Annotated in this window: 19 protein-coding genes; 16 read left to right on the top strand and 3 right to left on the bottom strand. The window is 59.3% G+C overall.

The genetic code is table 11. From position 1 onward, the window contains the following. Positions 1-32: 32 nt before the first annotated feature. The 4 genes from EB231_RS33150 (at position 33) to EB231_RS33135 (ending at position 3,708) form a co-directional block, all read left to right on the top strand. Positions 33-1,928 (top strand): ABC transporter ATP-binding protein, encoded by a 1,896-nt coding sequence (locus tag EB231_RS33150; RefSeq protein ID WP_161634538.1) that lies wholly within the window; start codon positions 33-35, stop codon positions 1,926-1,928. A gap of 618 nt (positions 1,929-2,546) precedes the next feature. Then, positions 2,547-2,750, top strand: coding sequence for a CCE_0567 family metalloprotein (locus EB231_RS33145; RefSeq protein WP_027033180.1), 204 nt, complete (start codon positions 2,547-2,549; stop codon positions 2,748-2,750). Continuing rightward, a complete protein-coding gene (gene fdxB / locus EB231_RS33140) occupies positions 2,747-3,064 on the top strand; it encodes a ferredoxin III, nif-specific (RefSeq protein ID WP_027056552.1) in 318 nt (105 codons plus the stop codon). Before EB231_RS33145 ends, fdxB begins: the two co-directional genes overlap by 4 nt. After that, a complete protein-coding gene (locus EB231_RS33135; RefSeq protein ID WP_172352480.1) occupies positions 3,061-3,708 on the top strand; it encodes a nitrogen fixation protein NifQ in 648 nt (215 codons plus the stop codon). Before fdxB ends, EB231_RS33135 begins: the two co-directional genes overlap by 4 nt. Here the strand turns inward: EB231_RS33135 and rpoN are convergent. Continuing rightward, the gene (rpoN, locus tag EB231_RS33130; protein WP_172352479.1) at positions 3,705-5,159 is read right to left on the bottom strand and encodes an RNA polymerase factor sigma-54; all 1,455 of its coding nucleotides are present in this window, start codon (positions 5,157-5,159) and stop codon (positions 3,705-3,707) included. The two genes, EB231_RS33135 and rpoN, sit on opposite strands and share 4 nt — an antisense overlap. A gap of 73 nt (positions 5,160-5,232) precedes the next feature. Beyond that, positions 5,233-5,781 carry a peroxiredoxin gene (locus EB231_RS33125; protein WP_036241566.1) on the bottom strand — a complete coding sequence of 183 codons (549 nt, stop codon included), beginning with the start codon at positions 5,779-5,781 and terminating at the stop codon, positions 5,233-5,235. A gap of 1,420 nt (positions 5,782-7,201) precedes the next feature. On the opposite strand from EB231_RS33125, the gene EB231_RS33120 reads away from it, so the two are divergent. The 11 genes from EB231_RS33120 (at position 7,202) to asnB (ending at position 19,540) form a co-directional block, all read left to right on the top strand. Beyond that, positions 7,202-8,419, top strand: coding sequence for a cytochrome P450 (locus EB231_RS33120; RefSeq protein ID WP_027033184.1), 1,218 nt, complete (start codon positions 7,202-7,204; stop codon positions 8,417-8,419). A gap of 38 nt (positions 8,420-8,457) precedes the next feature. Beyond that, positions 8,458-8,703 carry a ferredoxin gene (locus EB231_RS33115; protein WP_027056547.1) on the top strand — a complete coding sequence of 82 codons (246 nt, stop codon included), beginning with the start codon at positions 8,458-8,460 and terminating at the stop codon, positions 8,701-8,703. 211 nt (positions 8,704-8,914) lie between these two features. Beyond that, positions 8,915-9,454: a nuclear transport factor 2 family protein gene (locus tag EB231_RS33110; RefSeq protein ID WP_172352478.1), complete on the top strand. Its 540-nt coding sequence runs from the start codon at positions 8,915-8,917 to the stop codon at positions 9,452-9,454. Between the two features lie 183 nt (positions 9,455-9,637). After that, a complete protein-coding gene (locus EB231_RS33105) occupies positions 9,638-11,299 on the top strand; it encodes an SDR family oxidoreductase (RefSeq protein WP_172353132.1) in 1,662 nt (553 codons plus the stop codon). 246 nt (positions 11,300-11,545) lie between these two features. Continuing rightward, positions 11,546-12,601: an LLM class flavin-dependent oxidoreductase gene (locus tag EB231_RS33100; protein WP_172352477.1), complete on the top strand. Its 1,056-nt coding sequence runs from the start codon at positions 11,546-11,548 to the stop codon at positions 12,599-12,601. Between the two features lie 495 nt (positions 12,602-13,096). After that, entirely contained in the window at positions 13,097-14,005 is a 909-nt protein-coding gene (gene aepX, locus EB231_RS33095) for a phosphoenolpyruvate mutase (protein ID WP_172352476.1), read from the top strand. Positions 14,006-14,050: 45 nt separating this feature from the next. Continuing rightward, positions 14,051-15,241 (top strand): aminotransferase class I/II-fold pyridoxal phosphate-dependent enzyme, encoded by a 1,191-nt coding sequence (locus EB231_RS33090; RefSeq protein ID WP_172352475.1) that lies wholly within the window; start codon positions 14,051-14,053, stop codon positions 15,239-15,241. 30 nt (positions 15,242-15,271) lie between these two features. After that, complete coding sequence (locus EB231_RS33085) at positions 15,272-16,081, top strand: phosphocholine cytidylyltransferase family protein (protein ID WP_172352474.1); 810 nt, start codon at positions 15,272-15,274, stop codon at positions 16,079-16,081. Between the two features lie 4 nt (positions 16,082-16,085). Next, positions 16,086-16,688 (top strand): phosphatidylcholine/phosphatidylserine synthase, encoded by a 603-nt coding sequence (locus EB231_RS33080; RefSeq protein ID WP_172352473.1) that lies wholly within the window; start codon positions 16,086-16,088, stop codon positions 16,686-16,688. A 12-nt stretch (positions 16,689-16,700) separates the two neighbouring features. After that, positions 16,701-17,615, top strand: a complete 915-nt coding sequence (locus EB231_RS33075) for a class I SAM-dependent methyltransferase (RefSeq protein ID WP_006333821.1) — start codon at positions 16,701-16,703, stop codon at positions 17,613-17,615. Between the two features lie 32 nt (positions 17,616-17,647). Further along, positions 17,648-19,540 (top strand): asparagine synthase (glutamine-hydrolyzing), encoded by a 1,893-nt coding sequence (asnB, locus tag EB231_RS33070; protein ID WP_172352472.1) that lies wholly within the window; start codon positions 17,648-17,650, stop codon positions 19,538-19,540. A 38-nt stretch (positions 19,541-19,578) separates the two neighbouring features. Here the strand turns inward: asnB and EB231_RS33065 are convergent, their stop codons facing one another. Next, positions 19,579-20,886: an alkaline phosphatase family protein gene (locus EB231_RS33065; RefSeq protein WP_172352471.1), complete on the bottom strand. Its 1,308-nt coding sequence runs from the start codon at positions 20,884-20,886 to the stop codon at positions 19,579-19,581. A 166-nt stretch (positions 20,887-21,052) separates the two neighbouring features. On the opposite strand from EB231_RS33065, the gene EB231_RS33060 reads away from it, so the two are divergent. Further along, positions 21,053-22,759, top strand: coding sequence for a pyridoxal phosphate-dependent aminotransferase (locus tag EB231_RS33060; RefSeq protein ID WP_172352470.1), 1,707 nt, complete (start codon positions 21,053-21,055; stop codon positions 22,757-22,759). The last annotated feature ends 8 nt before the right edge of the window (positions 22,760-22,767 follow it).

Genomic DNA, 22,767 nt, shown 5'->3' with positions numbered 1-22,767 from the left:
CAGGTCCAGATCAGCCACCCGCATTCCGAGCGATGTTTTCGTCCTCACGCAGACCTTCCATTTCGGGTTTCTTGAGACCGAGCGGCCTGCTGCGCTCGTACAAAGCCACGCGGCGTTTTCACATCGATCTACGCGGCGCCGCCTTTCGCGACGTTTTCGCCTTCACCATGCGCCACTGGAGCAAGCAGCCGGTCCGGCTCGCGATCATTATGATTGCGGTGCTTGTCGCAACGCTCCTTGACGTTCTGACGCCGCTCTATTCCGGACGGCTCGTAAACGCGGTCGCCCAAGGAGCGGCAGCCGACGCCGTCGTGTGGGATGCGGCTCTTGCGGCCTTTTCAATGTTGATCGCGCTCGCACTCGGCGCCGTCGTCATGCGCAACATCGCCTTCATTGCCGTCAATGACTTCATTCTGAAGATGATGTCGGACATCGCCAGCGACGCGTTCCATCGCGTCCAGCGCTTTTCGACCGATTGGCATGCGAAAACCTTCGCCGGCTCTACGGTGCGCAAGATCACGCGCGGCATGTGGGCGTTCTGCCTCCTTAACGACACGATCCTTCTTGCCTTGTTCCCGTCGCTTATCATGCTCGTGGGGTCGAGCGTTCTGCTCGGCTGGTATTGGCCGATGATGGGGCTGATCATCGCTTGCGGCTCGGTTGGCTATGTGGCGCTGATCATTATCCTGTCGCTCGGCTATGTGGCGCCAGCCGCAAACCTCGCCAACAACTGGGATACGAGGCTTGGCGGCTCGCTTGCGGACGCGATCAGCTGTAACGCGGTGGTCAAAGGCTTCGGCGCCGAGGTGCGGGAAGATCATCGCCTTGCGAAAGTCATCTCCAAGTGGCGGCACCGCACCCTCCGGACCTGGGTGCGCGGGACGGTCAGTGCTGCATTCCAGGGGATCATGCTTCTTGCGATGAGAGCGGCTTTGATTGGCTATGCCTTATTTTTGTGGTCGCGCGGCCAGACTACCCCAGGCGACATCGCCTTGGTGCTCGCCTCTTTCACCGTCCTATATGGCTACTTGCGTGATGTTTCCATACACGTGCGCAACATCCAGCGCTCTGTAAATGAGATGGAGGAACTGGTCCAAACCTACAGCCAGCCGCCCGACGTGGCCGATGATCCGGGCGCCAAGCCGATCCGGATCACGAAGGGTCACATCGATTTTGAGAGCGTCCATTTCCACTACGGCAATCATTGGTCGCCCTTTTACAGCGACTTGTCGATTTCGATTGAGGCCGGCGCGCGGGTCGGTCTGGTCGGCCCCTCTGGCTCCGGCAAGACCACCTTCGTCAAGCTCATCCAGCGGCTTTACGACCTGGATGCTGGACGAATCTTGATCGATGGGCAGGACATTTCGCGGGTGACGCAGGGTTCGCTGCGCTCGCAGATCGCGATCGTACAGCAGGAGCCCCTCCTGTTCCACCGCTCGCTGGCCGAGAACATAGCCTATGGGCGGCCGGGTGCTTCTCGGTCCGATGTCGAGCAGGCGGCGCGGCTCGCCAGCGCGCATGACTTCATTGCGCGCCTGCCGAACGGCTACGGTACGCTGGTCGGCGAACGCGGCGTGAAGCTCTCAGGCGGCGAGCGCCAGCGTGTGGCGATAGCGCGCGCCTTCCTCGCCGATGCCCCGATCCTCATTCTGGACGAGGCGACATCAAGCCTCGACTCGGAATCGGAGGTGCTGATCCAGAAGGCGATGGAGCGGCTCATGGTCGGGCGCACCACGCTCGTCATTGCGCACCGGCTCTCGACGGTGCGGGCACTCGACCGGCTGCTTGTCTTCGACCGTGGTTGCATCACCGAGCAGGGCGACCATGACGCGCTGATCCGTCGCGACGGCATCTACCGCCGCCTGTTCGAGCGGCAGGCCTTGGAACTGACAAAGGGGTGGGATGAGACCAATGTGCAACACGGTTGAACGCGGCGTGAATTCAGCTTGCCTCCCCAGCAATCCTGTCGGGCCGTTCCTGAAAAGGCGGCCGCAACCTGTCGTCGGGCTTGTCCAATTCACGACACGCCTGGTGCCGGCCTGTCTTCCTGCCGCGCTGTTGAGCAAACCCATGAATGGGATGAAGACAACTTTTTATGAGCTGCGTCCTGCGTTCCCGGCACGGCGCTTGAGGCTTCCTCCTGAGGCGGCAGCCGCCTCGCGATTATTTAGATCCTGGTTGATGCGATCAATGGAGCGAAGGAAAGCAACGCGCCGGATCCACGCGAGATCCGCCTTCTCTGGCATAGGGGCGTCGCCAAATCGACACCCTCACAATATGCGCTCACCGCCCGCGTCGACGTCGGGAACAAGATCTTGATTGTCGTCTGCGCTCAACCGCTCTTATGCCGAACTCGAAGGATACGGACCTGCGTCTCGCCGCGCGGGATTGCATAAGCTGGCTGCAGCGTCCATCGGCATCACCGGTTCGGCTTCGAGACGTTCCGGAAACCCGCCGAGGCCGGCGCGCCGGCGATGCGCTCGTGGCCATCGAAGCGCGTCCCGACATGGCGCGGGCGTAACGACCGGCTTGCGAGGAAGGGGATCATGTCAGACCTTGCGCTGTTGCAGAAGAAGGTCCGCAAGCTGCAGTCGCGCGCGGGAGCCGCCAAGATGGAATTGCACGACCTTGCCGAGGACCTTCCGGTCAACTGGACCGAGATCGAGGCGGTCGCCTGGAAAGCCTTCGAGGTTTTTGCCGAGTTGGATGCGGCAAAGGAAGAACTCGCAGCGTTGGAGAATTCACAATGACGGGCGCTTTCGTCACCCGCGACGGCTCTCCCTGGACGCCGCACTATCTGACGGCGATCGATGGCGCGACCTGCATCGGCTGCGGCCGCTGCTTCAAGGTCTGCTCGCGCGAGGTCATGCACCTTCATGGCGTCGATGACGCAGGCGAAATCCTCGGCATCTGCGCGGGCGAGGACGACGACTTCGACGGCGAGCTCAACCGCATGGTCATGATCGTCGACCATGCCGGCCTCTGCATCGGATGCGGCGCCTGCGGCCGCGTCTGCCCGAAGAACTGCCAGACCCACCTTGCGGCCGACAAGCTTGCTGCATGAGCTGGGGACAAGACCAGCAGAACGGCGCCACATTCGCCCATCACCGTGGCTGTTTCAGCACCAGCCAATGGCCGCCGACAGACCAGGCGGCGGCGTTCGACCGGCATGTGCTTGCCTGTGTTTTCTACCTCGCGTTCGAGGAGGTCGAGGCCGGCAAGGCGACCGCCACCGAAGCAACCGGCCTTTCGCGTGCCGACCTGCGAGATGTCATGACACGCTATTTCCCGGCTGTTCCCGTCAACGCCTTCGCGCTGGAAAAGCTGACCGATCCCGAGCCGGATATGGAGGAAGGGCTTCTGCGCGGCTTGCTTATTGGGCATGCCAGGCCAGGCGATCCGGCGTGCACCCTCTTCGCCAAGATCATCGCCAGGCGCAGTTTGCGCAATGACCATCTGTGGCAGGACCTTGGCCTTTTCAATCGGGCCGAACTCAGCCGCTTAATGGCCAGGCATTTCCCGGCGCTGGCGGCCGGCAACACCAAAAACATGAAATGGAAGAAGTATTTCTATCGTAAGCTCTGCGAGGCTGAAGGCTTTTCGCTATGCACCGCGCCCAGTTGTCAGGAATGCGGCGATTTCGAAAGCTGTTTTGGCCCGGAGGAAGGCGAAAGCCACTTGGCACGGATCAAGAACGGGCTCGCTTAAGAGCCGCTTTCGTCGCCGCCGCCGCCCGGGCTTGATTGGCATCGAAGACGCACGCGCTTTTCCCGGCGACGTCGCGCGGAGGACGGGATGTTCAGCGCCTCACGATATTTCGCAACGGTGCGGCGAGCAATGTCGATCCCGGTTTCCTTGAGCCGGGTGGCGATGTCGTCGTCGGAAAGCACTTCGTTGGGCGATTCCACGGCAACCATCGCCTTGATTTGATGGCGGACAGCTTCGGCGGAGTACGCGTCGCCGCCTTCACAGGAGCCGATCGCGACAGTGAAAAAATACTTCAGTTCGAACACGCCGCGCGGGGTCAGCATGTACTTGTTCGACGTTACCCGGCTTACCGTCGACTGGTGCACGTTGATCGCATCCGCGACAGTCCTGAGATTGAGAGGCCGCAGGTGGGCGACCCCATGTTCAAAAAAGGCGTCCTGCTGGCGGATGATTTCAGCCGCTACCTTGAGGATCGTCTTGGCGCGCTGATCAAGGCTGCGGATTAGCCAGTTCGCGTTTTGGAGGCATTCGTTGAGAAATGACTGATCTTTCGAATTTTGAGCGCTTAGGCGGGAGACCTGGGCAAAATAGTTTTGGTTCATCAGCAGCCTGGGCAGCGTGTCTGGATTGAGTTCGATTTGCCACCCACCTCCGGGAGAGGGCTGGACCAAGACGTCGGGAATGATCGATTCAGGCCCTCCGGATTGGAATCGGTTTCCGGGCTTGGGATCCAGCGCGCGGATTTCGTGCAACATGTCGAGAAGGTCGTCTTCATCGACACCGCAATGGCGCTTCAATGTTTGAAAATCGCGTCGCGCCAGCGCTTCAAGATTGGCGACCAGCGCTGCCATTGCCGGGTCGAACCTGTCTAGCTGCCGCAATTGTATCTCAAGGCATTCGCTGAGAGTTCGCGCAAAAATACCCGGTGGATCGAACTGCTGCAAGGTTCCGAGAACCCGTTCCACAACAGCCTCCCGGACATTCAGGCTGCGGGCCAGTTCCGAAAGGTTCACCGGAAGGTATCCGGTGTCTTCCAGATGACCGGCAAGCTCGCCAGCTATTCGCCGCTCCAGCGGCGCGAATGCGCTGAGAGCGATCTGACGAGCGACATGGTCGTGCAATGTTTCGATGGACGTCCAGGAATCTTCGAACGCATGGTTTCCCCCCGGTTGGACATTGTTTTTGCCGCGGATTGATTTCCACTGCGAGGCCCGATCCGATATTCCGCCCGTGGTCGGCCCGATGCGCGGGTTCCCGGCCGAAATCGACGGAATGTCCTTCGGCGCCCGGTTTGAGGCCCGTTCCAGAAAGGGGTTCTTCTCGATTTCCTGCTCGACGAACTGATGCAGTTCGGGATGCGCCAGTTGCAACAGGCGAATGGATTCCATCATTTGCGGCGTCAAAACCAACGATTGCTTCTGACGCTGAAGCAGGCTTGCTGAGGACTCCATGGCTAGCGTGAAACTCCTACCGAGCGACCTTCGCCTTGTGCAAGGGGATTTTCGAGACGTTGACTCGTCTAGATCATGCAGCCGTCACGGCTTTGGCGGCTCTCAGCGTTTCAAGGACGTTCTGCGGCGACGATACGCCATAGGGGTCGGCCTCGCAGTTGTCGCAGAAACCGTCCTCCTCGAACCACTGCTCCACCACGCCATTGTTGATCACGGCAGCGTAGCGCCAGGAGCGCATGCCGAAGCCGAGATTGTCCTTGGCAACCAGCATGCCCATCTTGCGGGTGAACTCGCCCGAGCCGTCTGGGATGAGTTGGACTTTCTTCAGCCCCAGGGCCTTGCCCCACGCATTCATGACGAACGCATCGTTGACGGAAACGCAGTAGATTGCGTCAATTCCCTCCTTCTCGAACTCGTCGTAGAGCATTTCGAAATCGGGCAACTGGAAGGTCGAGCAGGTCGGGGTGAAGGCACCGGGCAGCGAGAACAGGATGATGCGCTTGCCGCTGAAACAGTCGTCGGATGTCTTGTCTTCCCAGCGGTGCGGGTTTGGTCCCTCGATGGAATCATCGCGAACACGAGTGCGAAAGGTGACGAAAGGAACCTTTTTTTTGACGGTCATCAATGTGCTCCTGGAGGAAAACTGGTGGGCTGCTTTTTCGGTTGAAACTGACACGGCATCGACCTCGGCCGGCAATTCGGTCGAGCGCCGCGCGTTTTGCGTCGACCTTGGATCAGCCATGGCAAAACCGCTCGCGAGCACGGGCGTTCTCGATTTGTGGCGGCACGAGAACGGTTTCACTACGCGCTTGTACGGGGGGTCGCGATGTCAGCAATGGTCTTACTCCTGGCCACCTTGTGATGGGTTCTGCCGAGTACGACGCAAGCGCCGTGCCATTTGATTTTAGGCTGGGGGTCACACTGTTTTTTGCAGCGACACTCTTTGCCTTGAGCGGCCAAGACCGTGCCTTCGCCGAGAGCGAGCGCGCCCATAATCATCTGATCGTGAGCTCTGGGCAGAGGGGATCCCGTTTATGCGTATCAAGCCGCGCCCCTCTTTGTCCGAAGCTGGACAAAAATGTCGGAAGTCGGACCGGAGGGTCGCCGGGTCGCCGGCGCGGCGAACACGTGGCTCGTATTCGAAGCGAAAATCTGGGCTCAAACTCGGAACGAGGGACAGGAGTCGATCGGGGTTAACCTGACGAGGGTCCCTATGGCCTCCGTTCTCAGGATTGAGACGGCTGACAGGCCCACGCGCTTCGCCCTATCGACGCTCGCGAGACCGCTTCGAAATCGCGTGAGGCGGGCACGGTCCCGAAGTGACGGGAAGACCGCCTTGTGCTCTCGGAGCATTTTGAAGCTGCCGCGACTTTGCTGTCGGGTTTGTCATGTCCGGGACACGGGTTTGCTCCGCCAGGCTTGCGGCTGCGCATTCGTTCAAGCTGTTGAATGATATGTAGAAAATCTCCTGCAGGGCTCTTTCCGCGCCGTTGGCACGACTTTTGAAGCTCTCATGTGAGACGGCAGGAGATACCGACTGGCGTCCATTCGTGAGTGATATCGCGCTCAATGCAATGAAGGAAGACGACATGTCAGGTCAGCGTCAGTTCAGATTCTATCCGCAACGGGCATTGCCCGTGGAATGCAATATCGACCGGCGTGACTGGCGTCACCGTCACAACCGCCCGGCACCGGCCAATGGCCACCGATCGACCTGCAGATACGGTTCGACCAGAATGTGCTTGCTCCTGTCCTCTCGCCGGCGCTTGAGGAGACCGGCGAGCACTTCGGCGGCCAACCGGTCTTTCGCGTGCCGCGCTGCGGATATCCTCGAAGAGATGATCGACCCCGAACCGCTGTGGAGCAAGAGCTTCATTCCGGTTCGCCGTTCGAAGCTGGAAAACGCCGCGTCTCCGACGATTTCGCTCGTCGGCTCTTTGGCGGGCAGGCAGCGGTCTGGCCAAAAGGGCAACAAGCTTGCTGGATGGCCAAGATGCCATGATGCGCGGCCTGGTTAGTGGTTAGACGGCAGGAGAAATGCAATGGCGATCAACCCGGTTCCAGATCATGTCCCGCCCGAAATGGTGAGAGACTTCAGCCTGTTCACATCGCCAGGCATGCCACCAACGCCCAACGGGGATCCACACGCAGCCGTCGCTTGCGCCCATGACGGGCCTCCGATCTTCTATTCCCCCTACAACACGCAAGATGGCCGGGGCACCTGGGTCATCACCCGCGCCGCAGACCAGCGTAAGGTGCTGCAGGACACTGAAACTTTTTCCAGCCATCGCAGCATCTTCTCCTCCATACTGGGCGAAACCTGGCCGACGATCCCGCTTGAGCTCGATCCACCGGCCCATGGCGCATTTCGCTCACTGCTCAGTCCGCTGCTTTCGCCCAAGCGGGTGACGGCACTGGAACCGGCTGTCCGTGAGCGAGCGATAGCCCTGATCGACCGGATCACCGCATCGGCCACGAGCTGCGACGTCATGAAGGATTTTGCCTTTCCGTTCACTGTCAGCATCTTCCTTCGCTTTCTGGGGTTGCCGGATCAGGGACTCGATACATTTGTCGGCTGGGCGAAAGATCTGCTCCACGGCGACGATGTGGAACGACCTGTGGCTGCCCGCAAGATTGTGGCTTTCATCGATGAACTTGCAACCAATCGCCGCAAGGATCCGGTCGACGATCTCATGACCTTCATCGTGCAGGCACAGATCGAGGGCCGCCGGCTAACCGACGGGGAGATCCGTGGCATCGGCGTGCTTGTGTTCGTCGCGGGACTTGACACTGTCGCAGCAGCTATTGGCTTTGACCTGGCTTATCTAGCGCGCAACCTCAAGGATCAGGAACTGCTGCGCAGCGAACCGGACCGCATCCTGCTTGCAACCGAAGAGTTGCTGCGGGCCTATCCGCCCATTCAGTTGATCCGCGTGGCTACGAAAGATATCGACTTCGAAGGCGCGCCGATCCGAAAGGGGGACTATGTTTCGTGCGCCACGATGATTGCAAATCGCGACCCGGAGGAATTCGAATCCCCCAACACGGTCGATCTGGCGCGAGAGCACAACCGCCACGCCGCGTTTGGCTATGGTCCCCACCGTTGCCTTGGCTCACACCTTGCCCGTCGCGAGATTGTCATTGGCCTGGAGGAGTGGCTGGCGCGCATACCGACCTTCCGGATCAAGGAGGGTACAGCGCCCATCACCTGTGGCGGCCATGTGTTCGGGATCGAAAATCTGATCCTGGACTGGTCATGACCATCGCCGAGCCATGCCAAGACAATGGAGGCAGCGCTATGCGCATTATCGTCCACAATGCCAAATGCCAGGGTCACGCGCGATGCTGGGCGCAAGCGCCGGACATCTTCAAGCTTGATGACGATGGCTACATCCTGCCCGGTGACATTCAGGTTGCGGAGGGGGAGCAACTGCTTGCGTCACAAGGCGCGCGATCCTGCCCCGAACGTGCGCTGGAAGTCGATCGCACATCGGCAGCGCGGTTCGAACCAGCCGCCATGCAACCAAGAACTGGGGAAGCTTAGGTGGAATCGACGAGACGTGGCCCCACACCGCAAAGCAAGATGTCCGGCCGCTTCCCTGCCTACCTCCTCTCCGGCATCGAGACCTCAATGACACGCACGCGACACGTGAAGTTCGTCTCCGTTCTGGCTTCTTCAGTTGCCGATCGGTTCGACCTTGCACGCACCTAGAGGCACCAAACGCCTCATCCAATCTCAAATTTGCGACAGAGCGATGGGCCAGGCAAAAATCACCGAACTGCGCGACCGCGAGGCGATCCGCGACTGCCTTTATCGGTACTGCCGCGGCATAGACCGCGCGGATGAGGCTGCGCTGCGCAGTGCATATTGGCCCGATGCGCATGACAATCACGGTGCCTATCGCGGCTCAGCCGAGGGCTTCTTTGAGTTTGCGCTTGGTCTCTTCAAAACCGGACCGCGCTTAATCCACCAGATCACGAACGTCTTGATCGAATTCATCGACCCGTCGGAGGCCGTGGTCGAAAGCTATTTCACCGCGCTGCAACGCGGACCAGACAATGACGGAGAAGCACGCCAGGTGCTTCTCTGCGGCCGTTACTGCGATCTTTTTCAGAAGAGAGAAGGGGCGTGGCGCATTGCCGAACGGACCGTCGTTTACGATTGGATCGAAGAGCAGACCCCACCAGCGGTCCCCGAGGCAGAACGGTTCGGCTTGCGGCAACCGATCGGAGCAGCGCATCCCAATGACCCGGTTTACGTGCTCAGGAAGCGCCGCAGCTCGTCATCAAAATGAAAATGCCATGCATGTCACCACAATGCTTTCCAAGGCTCCCAATTGCGGAGCCGCGTCGCGGGAGCGGTCGCGGAACGCAACACGTCTACCCGGTATGGAAACTCGCCGTCACCAGGACGTCCGCGACCGGTCTTGCGGCTGACTCGCGTCGATATCTCTGACGCTGGCTGCGGAGAGGTTCATATGAAGCAGGCAGGACGGGTCGTCATGATAACGGGAGCGGCAGGCGGAATCGGCCGTGCGCTGGTCGAGATCGTTGCCGCCGATGGAGACATCGTCGCTGCGGTGGACCTTCCTGGCAGCGGCGTTCTTGAACTGGCCGGCGGTCTCGGCCATCCGCATCTGGGCCTCGAATGCGATGTCTCACGAGAAGAGGACATTGTCGCCCTATACGGCCGCATCGAAGCGCAGTTCGCGAAAATCGATGTTCTCGTCAACAACGCGGCGATAGGACCCGCCATGGCTGCGACTATCGACACCGGTTTCGAGGCCTTCCGACGCGTGCTGGCAACAAACCTGATCGGGCCTTTCATCATGGCCGGCGAAGCGGCGAGGCGCATGCAGCCCGGCGCTGCCATTGTCAACGTCGCTTCGCTGGCGGGCGTCCTCGGCAATCCCAAGCGCAACGCCTATGCCAGCTCGAAGGCAGGCTTGATCGCTCTCACGAGATCGCTTGCATGCGAGTGGGCCTCGCGCGGCATCCGCGTAACGGCGGTAGCGCCAGGATACGTGCGCACGCCGATGGTGGCGGAACTGGAACGTGCGGGCAAGATGGACCTCGCGGCCGTGCGCCGCCGCGTGCCCATGGGGCGAATGGCGCGCCCCGACGAGATCGCTCGGGCCGTGCGTTTTTTGGCCAGCGCACAGACGGGCTACATCACAGGATCGGTGCTGACGGTCGACGGCGGTTGGATGTCGTTCAACCAGCCGGGCGACGCGCACCCGCCGGTCGACCAGACGCCTCGAGCCGAACTCTTCCGGCCGGCCGAACGAACTGGCGCGCGCACAGTGGTCGTGACGGGCGGCGCGAACGGTATAGGCGCCGCCGTCGTTCGCCGCTTTGCCGCGAACTCCGACACAGTCGTGATTGCTGATAAAGATGGTGCTGGGGCGGCAGAACTCGCTGGTTTGCTGGGCGGCAGGCACGTGGCGAAATCCGTCGACTTGGCGGTCGAGAGCGAGGTGGTGGCCCTGTTCGAGGAAATACGGGGGCGCTTCGGTCGCATCGAGATCCTCGTCAACTGTGCCGCTATTGCCGATACGTTTGTGCGAGGCATCGAAATCCCGCGACAGATCGAGCGGGTACTGGACGTCAATCTCACCGGCACCTTCACCTGCGCGCGCGAGGCGATCAAGTCGATGGACGCCGGCGGCGTAATCCTCAATCTTGGATCGATCGATAGTTTCCTGCCCTTCGTGCCGCGCCATGCCTATGGGGCGTCCAGGGCGGGTATGAACATTCTGACCCGGTGCATGGCGGCCGAACTCGGGTCGGTCGGCATCCGAACGGCCACCGTCGCTCTTGGCTATATCCGTACGCCTGACATTGCTCAGCTGGTCGAGTCCGGCTGCATCGATTCCGTAGCGATCAAACGGCGCATCCCGATGGGGCGGATGGGAGAGCCCGAAGACGTCGCCGAGGCAGTGTTCTTTCTGGCCTCGCCTGATGCCTCATACGTAAACGGCTCGACCCTCTACGTGGACGGCGGCTTGACCTCGTTGGCTGACGCGCGAAACGCCCAGTCAACCGATCAACAAGATCCAACGAAGGCTGCGGACGGATCCGTCGAATGTTCGCCGGCGACGGGTTGCGGTTCGTCGAAGCCGATGAGGTTCGAGGATTGAGACTGCGGCTGCGTGGCACGGGCCAAGCGCGGCTTGCCAAGTGATCGTCTTCATTGGTGACGGAAAACTCGTCATCAGGGTCGAATGACTAGCCAGGTTTTGGCGCTTGCCTGCGGCCGCCGAACGATAAGCGGCTTTGCGCAAGATCGTCGACTACGTCGCCGCCAGGCCGGATCGATACCGCCCACCCGCAATCGGCACAAGTCGAAGGCTTGATTGGCCACTTTGTGTAAACGAGGAAACGCCATGGAATTCGCGACATTCATCTTGGCGGCCCAGCGAGGCTATCATCAATCGTGCGACAGCGTCATCGGTAACTCAATCGAACAGGCAATCGCTTCGGAGCAGGCCGGCTTCAACACCGCTTGGTTCGCCGAGCACCACTTCAACAACTACAGCCTGGTTCCCTCGCCCTTGATGATGGTGGCACACTGTGCTGGCCTTACGAGCACCATTCGCCTTGGCACCGGCGTATGTGTGCTGCCGCTGTATCAACCGCAGCGCCTGCTCTCCGAGATCGGCTTTGCCGATATCGTTTCGAACGGCCGCCTCGAACTCGGCGTCGGCTCGGGATACCAGCAGTTCGAGTTCGAGCGCTTCGGCGTCGATGTCGAGGAGGCGCCGGCCGTGTTTGCGGAATACCTGGATATCCTTCTCAAGGGCCTCAACCAGAAGGTCTACGAGCATAATGGTCAGTATGAGAAGATACCTTTGACGGCGATTTCGCTGCGCACCATCCAAAGGCCAGCCCCACCGATCTGGATCGCCTGCGGGTCCGCGCGAAGCATGGGCCGGGCCTATCGTGAGGGCCACAATCTTTTCGTCACGGCGTTCCACAACGGCTTGGAAAACGTGAGAACGCTGCGTGAGACCATCGAGGCGGCGGCGGCTTCGCGGGGTAAGGATGTCACCGCCGCCAAGATAGCGCTTCTGCGCTGCTGCTATGCCAGCGACGATCAGGCGGAGATCGACAGCTATCTTGACAACGCCCGATTCCAGCGCCGGCTATCTGAAGCACTTCATCAGCGCCGCCAGCAGAGTCGGGACGGCTATCTGCTGGAGGAAACACCGACGCAGCAGGATCTGTCGTTCGAGACCATGCGCCAGAACCTGCCGATCGGCAGCGTAAGTCGCGTCATCGATCGCCTGCTGGAAGAGATAAGTATCCTGAAGCCGGACCAGATCGCAATTCAGACCCAATTGGGAGATTTCGACCAAAAGACGATGCTACGCCAGATTGAGCTCTGGGGAGACAAGATCATCCCATCGATCAACAAGTCGCTTGGTCAGGTCAAGGCTTGAAGTTCGGGGCGGCCACTGGGATCCTGAAATCTCGCGTGCCGATGCTCGACGATGGTCCATGCGGCCTGGATATATAATCAAGGCGACTGGCGATGGCGGGTATCGAAGACCAACGCCGTCCGTCACCTTGCCTGCACGGACCGCCGGTCTTCCGCTCTCTGGCCATCTCGCTTGACCGTTGATCGGCAGCCTGACGGGACGCCCGCCACGGCGCAGACGAATAGCCACTCCCACGACCCCTCTTGTGTCCGAAGTTGGACGAGGATGTCGGAAGCCCGACCAAGGGGTCGAGAGGGTACCTGGCCGCCGGTATGGAGAACTGGTGCGGCGCAGGTGGTTCGCCAATTCGGCACGCGCCTTGCTTCATTGATTCTGTATGGGCACGACAGTGGCAGGTCGCCGATCGGTGGGCAGAGCGGTTCGCCTCTGAAAGCACTTCGTGCGGCAGCGATGACAGGCCTGTCGGCTGGATAGCGTCGGTGGAGGTGAGACCGCATGGTGGAGAGGCAGTCTGGTGCGCAGACGCGCGAGAGCTTGCGCCGAATGATCGCGTCCAGTGAACTCGCCTTCGCAATGGAGGCTCATGACGGCCTTTCGGCGGCGATTGCCGAGCGCGCTGGCTTCAAGGCGCTCTGGGCGTCCGGCCTCTCGATTTCATCCAGCCTCGGATATCGAGATGCGAACGAAGCTTCCTGGTCCCAACTCGTCGATGTCGTTGAGCGAATTTCCGACACGGTGGACATTCCAGTCCTCGTCGACGGGGACAGCGGGTTCGGGAACTTCAACAATGCCCGTTTGGTCGCCCGCAAGCTGCGCCAACACGGCGCGAGCGGCATATGTCTCGAGGACACGGCGTTCCCGAAAATGAACTCGTTCATCGGTGATCGGCACCCGTTGGCCGATATTCCCGAGTTCTGCGGCCGGCTTAAGGCGGTGAAGGATCAAGTGCCGGATGCGGAGTTCGTTCTGGTCGCCCGGATCGAGGCGCTCATCGCCGGCCGCGGAGAGGATGAGGCGCTGGCGCGAGCACAAGCCTACGCTGAGGCCGGCGCCGATGCTATTCTGATTCATTCCCGCAAGTCCAACGCTGAGCAGATTTTCGCCTTCACGCGCGCCTGGCAGAACCGCCTTCCGGTCGTGATCGTGCCTACGAAATATTACCGCACACCGGTCTCCGCGTATCGGGCGGCCGGAATCTCCACGGTCATCTGGGCGAACCACAACATGCGCGCGGCGATATCGGCCATGCGCCAGGTCTGCGACCGCATCCTCCGCGAAGAAAGTACCGCCGGTATCGAGGACGAGGTGGCGACGCTCGACGAACTCTTCGATCTGCTCAATTACCAGGAACTCTCAGCGGCGGAAGAGAAATATCTGCCGCAGACGGCGACCGGCGTGCGGTAGCAGGCCCAGCCCGTCTTTTGAAAGCAAACGAAAACGGGAGCGCACATGCTTGCGCATCGGACAAACCTGTTTGGCACATCGGGTACCGCCGCGGCGCGCGCTGCCGCAAAAGCGGCGGCCGATGCTGGCAAGGAGATCATCGATCTGACCGCCGGCGAGATCTGGAGCGAGCTTGCTCCCACGATTCGCGACGGCGCGATCGACGCCATCAATAAGGGCGTCAATCGCTATACCGATACGGTTGGCATGGTGGAGCTGCGCGAGGCACTGGCGCGGAAGATCTCCCTCGATACCGGACAGATCTGGAAGGCCGAGGAAGTTGCCGTGACGTCCGGAGCGAAGCAGGCCTTGTTCAATGCCGCAATGGTGCTGCTGAACCCGGGCGACGAGGTCATCATCCCGGCGCCTTACTGGACAACGTTTCCGGCCCAGGTGCTAATCGCCGGCGGCACACCGGTCTTCGTCGACACCAGATCCAACGGTTACGTCCCGCGCCCCGAGCACATCAAGGAGGCGGTCACTGAGCGCACGCGGGCGATCGTCGTCAACACGCCCAGCAATCCGGCCGGTGCGGTCTACGATGTTGAGACCCTGATGGCCATCGCTCAACTGGCGGTCAGCCACAACCTGTGGATCATTTTCGACGAGTGCTATGGCGACTTCGTGCATGAGGATCATACCCACCATCCGATCGTCTCGGTCGCTCCCGAAATTCGAGCACGCGCGCTGATCGTCAGCTCCTTCAGCAAATCGCTGGCATTGACCGGCTGGCGCATCGGTTATCTGGCGGGTCCAAAAGAGGTGATCAATGCCGTCAACGCGCTGCAGTCGCACACCACTTCGAATCCAAACGTAATTGCCCAGCACGCGGTGCTCGCCCATTTGCAAAGGGGTGGCTCGGACTATGAAGGCAAGCTGCGTTCACGCCTCACAAGCGCCAGACGGATCGGTCTTGACGTGCTTGCTTGGTTGACGCGTGTACCGGTCCCCAGGGCGCAAGGCGGCTTCTATTTCTATCTCGACCTTTCCCATCTGCTGCGATCGGCATCGGAAGACGGCGCCTCAACGACAGCCGACGATATCGTGACGGCTCTGCTTACCGAAACTGGCGTAGCAGCTGTGTCGGGCGCCGCGTTCGGCGACCCCGCCGGCCTGCGCCTGTCCTATGGAATTCCATCTGAAAAACTCGCGACCGGCCTGGCCCGGCTCGTCGAATTCCTCAACGCCTGGAAATGACACCGCAACACAACGAAAGAGGTGAATGAGATGCCTCCCGCTGCTCCCAGGAAAGCCGTCATTCTCGCTGCTGGCTTCGGCTCCCGCCTGCGTCCGCTGACCGATCTGTGTCCCAAGCCCCTCGTCGAAGTCAACGGCACACCGATACTTCACAACGCACTGTGGAACCTTCAGGCGGTGGGAGTCGAAGAGGTAACGATTGTTGTCGGCTATCGCAAGGATGCCATACGCCATGCCTGTGGCAAACGCTTCGGCAGACTTGAAATCAACTATGTCGAGTCCTCGGTCTTCGACAAGACAGGGAGCGCCTACTCGCTCTGGCTGGCACGCGACACGCTTCTTTCCGGCGACTGTTATCTCCTCGAAGGTGACGTCTTCTTCGAAGAAGATGCGCTGCGCCACCTGATCAGGGTGGAGGCGGCCAATGCCGCCGCGGTCGCGCCGTTCGATCCATCCATGGAAGGGTCCGCGGCCGTCCTTTCCGGCAACGGCTTCATATCCGAAGTCCGGTTGAAGCAGACGGCAGCAAATCTGGCATCAGGCACCCCGGTGCTCTTCAAGATGATGAACCTCATCCGGTTCTCTGGCGCCGAACTCCAAACGGTGATCGTCCCGGTCCTCCACGACCTGATCGGCTCGGGCGCGATCAAAGCCTATACGGAGGAGTTGCTCGCGCATCTCATCGAGCAGCGCGGGCTGCAACTCGCCGCGGCGCGATGTGACGATTTGCGATGGTACGAGATCGACAGTGAACAGGACCTGCGGGTGGCGGAAAGAATTTTCGCCCTCGAGCGACCTCACAGACACAGTGCCGGCGCGCCGGCCGCCGTTGCGGGGTAGGAGGATGATCCGCTATCTGTTCGATGCTGCAAATGCCATTACGGCCCTTGGGCTGATCTTGGCCACCACGGCGATCTACTTTGCTTTGATCGGGCGCTTCGAGATTGGCATCTGTTTCGGCTTGTGGGCTCTTTTGGCGGATGATGCCGACGGCATGGTTGCGAAGAGTTCCCCGAACCGGTCCGCTTCGATGGCACAGCTGGGTGGCACGTTGGACGGGCTGCTTGATTTGGTCTACGCAGCCGTCTTTCCAGCGGTTCTCATTTTGTCCTTCAACGCGTTCTCCGTTCCCGCATTGTTGGCTGCCAATTGCCTCATCCTGTCAGGGGCTCTGCGCCTCAGCTATTTTTCGACGTTCGGACTGGACGCTGACGGATTCGGCAGAGGATTGCCGTTGAACAATAACCTCTTCGTGTTGGCATTGCTGTTCGTCGCCGACCGTCACTTGCCGGTGAAGGGCCTGGGCAACCTATTGATCGGTGCAGGGTTTGTGCTGTCGGTCCTGCATCTTTCAAACTTCAAATTTCCGGGTACCGGCAGTGCGTTGCGCTTGGGCAACCTTACACTCGCCGCAGCCGGATCTGTCGCCTTGCTCACAAAGCTATAGGGAAGAGAATACATGGAAAACTCTTTCGAGATCGAAACTCGCACCGTCTTTGATCGCTACCAGCGCCAGCAGGAGAATGACGACCACATATTCGACAGGTTGGTCTCTCTGATCGAGGAGGAATATTTCGGCCTGCCAACCGGCAGCTTCCGCGGCCTTGATGTCCTGGACGCGGGCTGCGGCTCCAACGCGAATGCGTCCTATGCGTTTCTCGACAAGGGGGCACGAAACGTTGTTTCGCTTGAATTGAGCAATGATTGGATGGATTGCGCGCGCAAACGGCTCAGCCGATTTGGGCCGCGCTCGGAACTGGTCGCTGGTAGTGTGCTCGATCTGCCGTTTGACGACTTCAGTTTTGATTTTGTCCATTGCGCAGGGGTTTTGCCGCACACCAGCAATCCGAAAAAAGGCTTTGAAGAGCTTGCCCGTGTAACCCGCCCCGGCGGCAGCTTCTTTTTGACGATTATGGGTACCGCCAACGGCGTCATTTACCGATGCATCAATCACTTGCGAGAACTCTACCAAAGCGACGAGCAATTCCGCAGTTCCATTGACAATCTGGATGCATCCACCGCACGCGAAGCCATCAACTGGATCTTGAGAATAAAGGACGGCGAAGAGAAGGAATATATACCTGGCGAAAACGAATTCTTTCGGAGTCTTTTTGATGATGATTTGTTCGTGACGATCCGGGATCGCTTCCAGGCGCCGACCTATCACGAGTTCGCCTTCACAGAGGCTCAAATCCGAGGTTGGTATGGCGAGTGCGGCTTCGAGAAAATCCGCAGGATCTCAAGATATACGAGAAATTTCCATAACCTTCGGCGTTTTCTCGCTCCGATGTACCGTCATTATGACCACCCGCTGGCCCGCTTCTGGTTCGGCGATGGCTGCATCCAGATGATCGGCGAAAAGCCGAGCACGTAGTCGGCGTTATTCGTGCCAAGAGAGCGACCCCAATGTGCGGAATCTTTGGGATAGTCCTCAAAAACGAGGGAACGCCCGTTTGTGCTGCGGCCGTTGAGCGTTGCGCTGACGCTCTCGCTCATCGCGGACCTGATGCCAGCGGCCTATACATTAATCAATCGGTAGCATTCGCGCATCGACGGCTATCGATTGTCGACGCTCATTCTCGAGCCAATCAGCCCTATCGCGATGCCAATACCGGAGTGGTGGTAACGTACAACGGCGAGATATTCAACTATCGGGAAATTAAAGCTGAATTGAGGGATATGGGCTTTTCCTTTTCGACGGTGTCCGACACCGAGGTTCTAATTCTTAGCTATATTGCTTGGGGAAAGTCATTCCTAAATCGCCTTGACGGGATATTTGCCTTCGCGCTTTTCGATCCACGGAAATCGCTTGTTCTCATCGCCCGAGATCGTTTGGGGGTAAAACCCCTCTACTACACGATTTGCGATGTTGGGCTTCTGTTTGCGTCGCAGCCGAACGCTCTCATTCGCTGGCCGGGCGTAATGCACGGACCTGACATGATCGGCGCGCTCAGCTTTCTATCCTATCGCGCGGTTGTCGGCGCCAGAACGCTGTTCGCCGGGATCTCCAAGTTAGAGCCCGGACATCTCCTCGAAATAAGAAATGGGCGACACACGTCCGAACGTTGGTGGAATCTGTCCGCGCGAATTTCGCGATCGAAGCCGGACTATTCCGACATAAGGAGACTATTTGGAAGCGCCGTCGAACGTCAGCTGGTGGCTGACGTACCGGTCGCCGCATTGTTGTCCGGTGGACTTGACTCGAGCATCCTGGCCTATGAGGCATCCGCTCGCTCCCAAATCCGTCCGGTCTGCTATACCGGCAAGGTCGAGACCCCCGATTATGACGAAACGGCCTATGCGATGGAGGTCGCCGCCGAATTCGGGCTCACTCACCGGGTCGTCCCAATTGGAGAACCTTCCGATATCAACGCTGTAGCGGAGCTGGTTCGCCTGCGTGGACATCCGCTTGGAATGCATAACGAAACCGCCATGTTCACGCTCGCAAAGGCGATTTCGAAGGAGCACAAAGTCGTACTCACGGGCGAGGGCGCCGATGAGATTTTTGCTGGCTACAGCCGATTGTTCCGTACACCGTATGATTACAACCGAAGCAAAATCATCACCGCATTGCCACCTGCTCTTGCTCAGATCGCACGTCGACGCCTTGGACTCGGCGTCCATTGCAGTCAGCTGCAGTTCTTCCTGGAGCGCTATAGCTACTTCCCGGCTGATGAGATCCGTTCACTTGCTATCGATGGCCAGATGCGAACCGAGCACGAGATGGAGCTCTTCGATCATTTCTCGACTCAATTTGCGGAGGCGGGCGGAGATTTCTTTAGCAAGATCTCATATGTTCTCGTCTCTACGCATTTGCCCGCGTTGCTGGAAATGGTTGACAACACCACAATGGCAGCTGGGCTTGAAGCTCGCGTCCCCTATACCGATCACCAGCTCGTCACCGCCGCAATGGCGATGCCCGGCTCCCAGCGGTTGAGGTGGAGGTCTCCAATCGCTTCGGCCCAGGCACTTTGGCATCCGGTTGCTTCCTTCAGTGAACGTCTCGACGTCTCAAAATACCCCTTGCGAAGGGAATACCGGAGCGTCTTGCCCAAATCTGTTCTATCTCGCAAAAAGATGGGATTTCCGCTTCCATTGGGCCAGTGGGCCGTGGGCGAGGGAGCAACGGAATATCGAAGGCTGTTGTTTGATAAGGACTCTCCGCTGGGAGATTTGTTCGACCCTGCTGCTTTGCGGCGTTGGTTCAAGGCCGGACGACGAAACCCATCAGATTCATTTGGCCGGAAATTCTGGCTGCTCGCCAACCTTGGGATATTCTTCAATGAGGTATTCTCATGATGAATATGCGAGCCCGCAGGCGGGCGGCTGCGGTCATTTTACAGAAGCCCCTTTGCCGAAAACGGGACGTCGGACAATCCCAAGATCTGAGCAATGGTTGGCGTGAACTCTTCAGCGGAGCCCCAGGCAATATTGCAAGGTTGTATTCCAGGGATGCTCAACAGGCATATCCGATCGTCCTCCGCGCTGCCCGGTCGGAAACCGTGGGTGGACAAGTATCGAGGTCTGCCCGTCGGGCCGGCTTCTTGCGTGTCTCCAACGGTCTCCTCGAAGGAGTGTCCAGGAGGTGCGACATAGGTCGCTATGCAATCGCGTTCATTTACCGGAACATGGTCGCTCGACCACGGCTCCACTTGGAAGCGCGCCAACAGTCCATCTGCGATTCTGCGGTCATGAGCTCCGTCAACCAGGACATGGAGCGTCGCTCCCTCACTTTCCCAAAGCAAGTCAGGGATGATCGCATCCGGATAAATGGTTGTGTGGACGGCGCTATGTCCATGGTCACTTGCGACTACGATCGCGTAATCGTCTTTCCGCCCGACTCGCCTCAGTCCTTCGATGAGAGCGCCAATCATCATGTCGGCCGCGGCGATAGACCAATGTGCCGCCTCGCTTTCGTATCCGAACTGATGCTGAATCGAATCCGTCATGTCGATCTCGGTCAAAATGAGATCAGGCGGGTTCTCCGAGCAAGCCAGCGCTCCTGCAGCCCCGATCATGAGATGATCCGCGGCCAGGCCCGCAACGAGAGCAGTGCTCGCAACGGTGTCGCTACTGGACGGGAAGCCGAAGAGATCGAGCACGCCGGCGGCTCGCAACCGCCCATTCGGATCTTTGATCATGCGCGAGCGAGCGATGCGGTTTTCGGGCAGGCTCTTAAATGACCGGCTTCCCTGGAGAAACCCTCGTTCCCACCAGGCCGGCACGAAGACATCGCAATCGGCTGGGTCGATCAACCCAGCACCGATGGACGCGACATCAAGCCCGCTATTTTTGGCAAGCTTTGCAATGGTCGGAACCCGCAGATCAGACGCGTCGGCGCAGACAAACGAGCCATCTCGCACAATGTGGTTTCCGTAGATCCCGTTCGCTTGAGGCGCCGCGCCGGTTAGCATGCTTGCGCGCCCCGGCATCGACGTTCCCGGCACCGTTGAGCGCAGGCGAGTGATGGAAAGACCGTCTCCTGCCAAACGAAGAAGCGTCGGCAACCGATGTTTGTGCTTTTCGAAATAGTCCGCGCTTACGCCGTCCATGAGGATCAGAATCGCTTTCGTAGGAGCGCGCGGCTTTATCGAGGCAGGCGTCTGAAAACGAGCGGTAGGCTTGGATGGATTGGTGTGGGTCATATTGCACCTCGAAGAGACCGATCGAAACCGAAGTCCCCTATAGGCTTCGGATGACGCCGATATGAACGCATCACGGGATACTTCGAGCGCCCGTAAGTCGTTTTGATTTTGGGAATGGGCGCTTCTACGCGCGCTTTTTGCTTCCTTCAGAAGAAAGGAGTCCGAGGTGGCCGATACGACCCGTGCTATTTTTATCCTCGATTTCGCAGGGCCAAAAATACATCTGTGGAGTGGCAGCTACGATGCACCGTTGGTTCCTATCAACGGTCAGCCGCTCTTGGACCGTCTCGTCAACGCCTGTGTCGAAAACGGCATTGAAGATGTCACCGTCGTTGAAAACTTGAGCAGCGGCACATTCGATGGGTTCCGCCTGCAGGACAGTACAAATACGCTTTCGTGGCACGACGCGCATGACGGCGATCTCATTGAGAAGTTCCGCCAACATGATGGCGATACCCTCCTGATATGGGGAACGCCGCTTTTCGACAGTGAGGTTCTTGACGGTATCGATGTCAACAAAGGTTTGCGCGGCTCCGCTTGGCGGCCCGACGCGCCGACCGGGATTTATCGATTGAGTGCTGATGTTCTACGCAATCTTCTGGCCGAAAGCCGCGCCGCGGCATCTCTGCATCAGGCCTTGAGCACGTTGGTCGCGGGCCTGTCCCAGCTGGACGTAGCGTTGCCTGACAATGTGCTGAATGTTGGCTCCAAGCTGCTCGATATTTGCGACGGTGTCGACGCATCCATCGCGGAATTTCGGTGTGACAAGGAGAACGTGCTGCGGCGTCTGGAAACGAGCGTCGGAGGTTATTGGCGCAAGCCAATCGCCGAGCACATGCTTCTTTGCAATACCCGCTTCCCTCCCAAGACTTTTTACGATCGGCTGGCGGCGAGGCTCGAAGGCGTGTTGACATGCTATCCTTCTCAGCAGATCGATATCGCTTCAGTTGTTGGCACGATGACCTCGCAGCAGCCGGACTTTATTGCAGTCGGAAACGGGGTGACCGATCTCATCCAGGCGCTCTATTCAACGCTGAACCCCACAATCGCGATTCCCGTGCCGACGTTCGCCGGCTTTCAAACACCACTCGATGACGAACAAAAGAACAACTTCGTCCTCACCCCGCCCTATTTCGATCTCGACGTTCGAGCTTTCCTGGAATTCGTACTGGCGACAGGCGCGGATACGGCAATCGTTGTAAATCCAAACAATCCGACCGGTCGACTTGTTGATCATGCTGACGTGGCATGGCTGGCGGAGGCCCTAGGATCTCGAGGGCGGCGGCTGATCGTGGATGAATCGTTCATTGATTTCCCCGCTGATGGCCGATCAAACAGCGTTGAGACTCTGGTGCCGTCCTGTGCCAATTTGATCGTGGTGAAGAGCCTTGGAAAGGTCTTCGGACTTGGAGGAATCCGGCTCGCCTACCTCATGGCTGGCGATCCCGCGCTCGTTGCCGCTGTGCGCCGGAAACTGCCGCTGTGGAACATTAACGGTATTGCGGAATACACACTGTTCCTGCTTCCCGAATTCGCAGAGGAACTGGAACACAGTCTAGAGATGTTGCGAGAAGATAGAGAGCTGTTCATCGAGGAGCTGCGGACGGTACCGGGCCTCGACGTCGTACCTTCGCAAACGAATTTCATCTTGTGCCGGCTGCCTGAAAATTCGGTATCCGCTGCCGAGCTCAAGCGCCGCCTCGTTCTGTTCGAATCCGTCCTCGTAAGAGAATGCGGCTATCAAGCCATGAACGACGCAGATCGATATCTGCGCCTGACGGTTCGAAGTCGGACGGAAAACGAAAGGCTGGCAAAAGCTCTGCGGCGCACCTTAAGCCGCTCAACGGCCTCTGAGAGTGACGCCCTGACGTGACATTTGCG

The sequence above is a fragment of the Mesorhizobium sp. NZP2298 genome (assembly GCF_013170825.1).
GTDB lineage: Bacteria > Pseudomonadota > Alphaproteobacteria > Rhizobiales > Rhizobiaceae > Mesorhizobium.
Note: the sequence above shows the minus strand (reverse complement) of the source record. Positions and strands in the feature narration are given on the sequence as shown.